The organism is Flavobacterium sp., assembly GCF_044338735.1.
Taxonomy (GTDB): Bacteria; Bacteroidota; Bacteroidia; order Flavobacteriales; family Flavobacteriaceae; genus Flavobacterium.
In genome coordinates this window covers 1-3,077 of the sequence record NZ_JBIIWV010000220.1, presented here as the reverse complement: position 1 = coordinate 3,077, position 3,077 = coordinate 1, and the positions used below count along the sequence as shown (strand labels likewise).

3 protein-coding genes are annotated in these 3,077 nt (G+C 28.0%); all 3 read right to left on the bottom strand.

Going from position 1 to position 3,077, the window contains the following annotated elements:
* Positions 1 to 694: hypothetical protein (locus tag ACIQZC_RS10360; protein WP_396139148.1), on the bottom strand; the 694-nt coding region annotated here is incomplete at its 3' end.
* A gap of 3 nt (positions 695 to 697) precedes the next feature.
* On the bottom strand, positions 698 to 2,146 hold the full coding sequence (locus ACIQZC_RS10355) for an MBOAT family O-acyltransferase (RefSeq protein WP_396139147.1): 1,449 nt from the start codon (positions 2,144 to 2,146) through the stop codon (positions 698 to 700).
* A 20-nt stretch (positions 2,147 to 2,166) separates the two neighbouring features.
* Positions 2,167 to 3,077: oligosaccharide flippase family protein (locus ACIQZC_RS10350; protein WP_396139146.1), on the bottom strand; the 911-nt coding region annotated here is incomplete at its 5' end.

Genomic DNA, 3,077 nt, shown 5'->3' with positions numbered 1-3,077 from the left:
TACATTCTTGAATAAATGATTCAAATAATTGTATACTTTGTTGATGTAATTTAACTTCATAAGATTCCATTTCTGCTTTGGCAGTATCAAAATCGGAATTCCATTTTAAATCCATTCCTAAATAACCTTTATTTCGATAAGTTTTATTTGATGAACCTGTTAATAGCATTTTTATACTCCCTTTTAAAGCTTGAAATTTTCCCGCATATCTAATAAGTGGTATATCGTAATCATATTTTGTGTAACCCTTATAAGAACTTGTATATTTTTTAATGTTTTTATTCCATAACATATAAGGAAGAAATTGATCTGACTCATACAAATCATCTCTTTTTTGCAAACTATATAAATCTACCGCTAATATTATTTTTTTGGGTTTATTGTTGTGTTTTAACAGTTCTAAATGTCTTAAATATTGTAACCAAAAATTATGACCATCAATTCCAAAATTATAAGCTGTAAGGTTTAATGAATCGCTAATAATTGCCGGGTCAATATGAACCCATGCTCTTGAAGAACCATAAATTGCCACTTCACAATTAGCCTTAGAATTATAAATATCATTCATTACTTCAAATTCTCCTGGAAACTGATTTGATTTACTTAAAAAGTAAGAAATACAATAGTCAAGAGGCAATATAAACACTACTAAAGGCAAAATAAATAACAATATTTTGAATATGAATTTTCTCATAAATTAAAACTGAAAATAAATAAATTGTTGCTCTTTACCGCCAAATAAAAATATTATAATGATAATGAAATAATAAAACATGTAGCGGAATGGTTGTTTTAATTTTGAACTAAAATGTTCAATTGCATATTGCTTTTCTCTTCCTTGCCATTCTATTAAAATAAAAAACAATATAAGAAAAATTGTTGTCAAAGCCTTTATCATTCCTTCAAATTCAGGAAAAGTAAAAAGAGATGATGAGAAAATTTGAGAAATATAACTTAAAGCATGTTCCATATTTTCAGCACGAAAGAATATCCAAGCAAATACAGTCAAACTAAAAGTAATTCCAATTGCAAAAAACTCTTTTATTGTTGGTAGATATTTACCACTTGCTACAATATCAAGGTTGTTTCTGTTTGTGGAAAAAACAATAGACGGTATTATATACAAGGTATTTAAAAATCCCCATACAAGGAAAGTCCAATTAGCGCCATGCCAAAAACCACTCACAAGAAAAATGATAAAGGTATTCCGAATCTTCATCCACATTCCACCTTTACTGCCACCTAATGGAAAATACAAGTAATCTTTAAACCAAGAGGAAAGCGAAATGTGCCAACGCCTCCAAAATTCGGCAATGTCTCTTGAGAAATATGGAAAAGCGAAATTCTTTAAAAGTTCTATTCCAAATAATCGAGCAGTACCTAGGGCAATATCAGAGTAACCTGAAAAGTCACAATAGATTTGAAATGTAAAAAACAATGCACCTAAAACTAACGTACTCCCTGAATAGTCAGCAGAATTATTGAAAATTGTATTTGCAAATTCGGCACAGTTGTCGGCTATGACGATTTTCTTAAATAAACCCCACAATATTTGTCTCAAACCATCAACCGCTTTATAATAATTGAAATCTCGTTTTTTAAGAATTTGTGGTAAAAGATGTGTTGCTCTTTCAATTGGTCCAGCCACGAGTAATGGGAAAAAGCTAACAAAAACAGAATAGTCAATAAAATTTCTTTCGGGTTTTATTCTGTTTTTGTATATGTCTATAACATACGACAAACCATGAAAAGTATAAAATGATATACCTACAGGAAGTATTATTTGTATTGAACCTAAATTTGAATTTAAACCTAAAAGTGTTAGCCCATCAGCAAATGATTCCGCAAAAAAGTTGTAGTATTTAAAAACTCCAAGAAAACCTAAGTTGATTCCTATACTTAGCCATAACCAAAACAACTTGTTTCTTTGGTTTGTCGCTTTATGTATTTTAATACCTGTATAGTAATCTAATAAAGTTGAAAAGATTAGTAAAAACAAAAATTGCCAGTCCCAACAAGCATAAAAAAAGTAACTTGAAACGAGAAGTAAAATATTTTGAAGCCTTAAACTTCCTTTTGTAGCAAACCAGTAGAGTATAAAAATTATTGGTAAAAAAATGGCAAAGTCAATTGAGTTAAAAAGCATTTTTGTTATTTTTAATTAAATTACATTCTTATTTTATACTTAAAAAATAGTTTTCTAAAATAAAAAAGCAAAACAACAAAATACAATACATAAGTAACTGCATAAGCCATAACAGCTCCTTCACTTCCAAATTTTGGAATAAGTAAATAACTTGAAGAAAATAAAACTGTAAATGAGATAATCTCAATTACAAAGTAATGTTTCATCATTTTTTTTGCATAAAAACGGATTCCTAAAATTAGGGCTAAAGCCCGGAAGAAATCACCCAAAAGTTGCCATAAAAACAAATCAGAAACTAACTCAAATTCTTTTGTTAATAAAACTTGAATTACAAAATTCCTCAAAAAATAAATTAAAACCAATCCAAACCCAAAAATTGGAATTATACCTTTGTAAAATGCAAATGTTAGTTTTCGTTCCTTATCTAAGGATTTCGCATTTGTAAGTTCTGGTAAAAAATAAAATGTTATTAAAGTAGAAATAAACATCATATAAAATCCAGATATTCTTTGCATAGCTTCATAATATCCTGCAGCTTCTAATGATACTTCTTTAGTTATTAAATTTCTAATAGATATATAAAGTATTGGAGCTAAAACCGCTGAAAAAAGGGTCATTAATCCCAAGGGAAGTATGTGTTTTATATTCCTAAAATCAATTTTTCTATTTAATAAAATTAGTTGAAAAGAAAAATATTGAACAAAATAATATCCCGAAAATAAAAATTGAAATACCGACAATACTGAAATTGATATTAAAGCTCCATTGATATCAAATTTCAACATTAAGAACAAAGAAATAAGTAACCCAGCAACGTAACTATACACTGAAATTGCAGTTACCTTTTTGTATTCACTAAAACCATTTAAGATTGCAACAAAAAACAAATGCAACACTTGAAAAGGAATTACAAAAGCAATAAAATATAAAA